Raw genomic sequence first — 1,825 nt, 5'->3', positions numbered from 1 at the left:
ATCATTGGCGGGGTCTTCGACGGAGCCGATCTCGCCCGGCGCGAAGATGACTTCCGCTGCCTTGGGATCGCGGTCGAACAGGCCACGACGCTGCGTCCAGATGAAAGCGAACAGCCCGATCATCGACAGCACGAAGGCGGATAGCAGGATCGTGATGGTGCTCACGGGAACTCTCCTGAGAAATGCGGATGGGCGCGGTGCGGTCGAGGTAGTGCTACCTGCGGCGCACGGCGGCCGCAGCCCAGCGCGGCTGATCAGCACACTGCGCGGTTTGCGGTGCGATCTCGACGGAAAAAGACGGTGTCAGCCCACGGCTGCGGCGCTGCGGTGCGCGCGAAACGCTGTATGCGGGCGGATTTCCTCGCGCGTCATCTGAGCTCGCCGCCGTCGCGAAAGTGGGCAAAGAAATCCAGTACTTCTCGGGAAATGACGTACATCTCAGCTTAATATTCTTCGGCAAGCGCACCGGTCTGTTCATGGAGATGAATTGGCGGGCAAACCTTGTGATCCTCACGCGCCAGCTGCGCTGAACAAGCTTGCGAAGCTGGTGCAGCGTCTGAAGGCCGGCTTCTGTGCCAATGCCCTGCCGCTGCACGGTCTCGCGCATCGCGAGGATCTGTTTATGCTCGACAAGCATGGTGTCGATGAGGGCTGTCATGTTTTCGCGCTTGATATGGCGTTGTGATGGGCCTCGCCTAGGCTTCGCAGCACTCTATAAAAGCTGCATTTTATATGCAATATATAAATATTCGCCTTCCCGACTACTGCGCTGGAGAGATGGCGCCACGACGGGACGGGGCCAGCGCCAGTCCGATTGAGGCTGGAGACGATGATCCATCCCGCAACGGTAAGGAACCATCCGAATCGATGCATCGTGCCCTCCATGGCGCCGTCCAGGTGCCGATAGATGACATGGTAGGCACGGCCCGATGGCCAAGGTAGACACATTGTGGACTCTTCTGTGTTTCCTCTTTCGCACCAATGCCTCTGGTTCGGATGCCGCTCCGACGTCTGTACTTCCGCGTCCACCGGATAGCGACTGACCAGTGAGCACCGAATCTGGACCCAGAATTTGCGTCGAAAACTGACCGTAAGCCGTCACTGCGCTTGCGCTTCGGCAGCTATGACCAATGTGCTACCCGGCCGCCAGCATCGCATTTTTTCGGTCGCGCGCCTCGGCCACAGCGCTCAGGCCAAAAGCTTCAGTGGTACTGACTTGTGGAGGCTCGCGCCTGACAACATGAATCATCCAACTCGCGTGAGCATTTCCCCAGTGTGAGGGACGTGAAACAGATCTTTGTCGATCAACTCGACAAGTTCCCCGCCGGACAGGCGCCAATTTTTGGCGCCTGGATAGACGCGCAGGCCTCTAGGCGTCATCACTGTCGTGAAGTAGCGACACTCAAGCACAAAAACGCATCGATCGTCGTCGCCAGCACAAGTCAGTCGCTGTACCACCTTGTTGCCATGGTTTGGGCCGGCCAGGGGATGCAGCAGCTTGATAGCCATGTCAGGAAACTCGTAATAGCAGGAAACCGAGGCAACCGGCCGGCTTGATCTCGTATGCGTCTTGAGCGCATGCCCCGATGAGCCTTGGCTGCAATTGCCTACAGACGAGCCCCGGCCCTGTCGGCTTTCGATCGTGCCTTGGGGGCGCAGGTGCTCGGCGACCTCGCGGGTCACGACGACGCTGACGCCATGACCTTCTGGATTGCGCCGGATTACATGCCGGGTGGCAGATTGACGGGGATCTGGTTGCGCAGGCTCTGATTGATAGCGTTCCAGCCGCGAATGAGCGCGATCGTGTATGACATTTCAGCGATTT

General features: G+C 59.0%; 2 protein-coding genes. Both read right to left on the bottom strand.

What is annotated here, in order from left to right:
* Window positions 1-214: 214 nt before the first annotated feature.
* Window positions 215-658 carry a hypothetical protein gene (locus BLR29_RS32330; protein WP_143018592.1) on the bottom strand — a complete coding sequence of 148 codons (444 nt, stop codon included), beginning with the start codon at window positions 656-658 and terminating at the stop codon, window positions 215-217.
* Between the two features lie 587 nt (window positions 659-1,245).
* On the bottom strand, window positions 1,246-1,509 hold the full coding sequence (locus BLR29_RS32325) for a hypothetical protein (RefSeq protein WP_143018591.1): 264 nt from the start codon (window positions 1,507-1,509) through the stop codon (window positions 1,246-1,248).
* Between the last annotated feature and the right edge of the window lie 316 nt (window positions 1,510-1,825).

The organism is Cupriavidus sp. YR651, assembly GCF_900101625.1.
GTDB lineage: Bacteria > Pseudomonadota > Gammaproteobacteria > Burkholderiales > Burkholderiaceae > Cupriavidus.
Note: the sequence above shows the minus strand (reverse complement) of the source record. Positions and strands in the feature narration are given on the sequence as shown.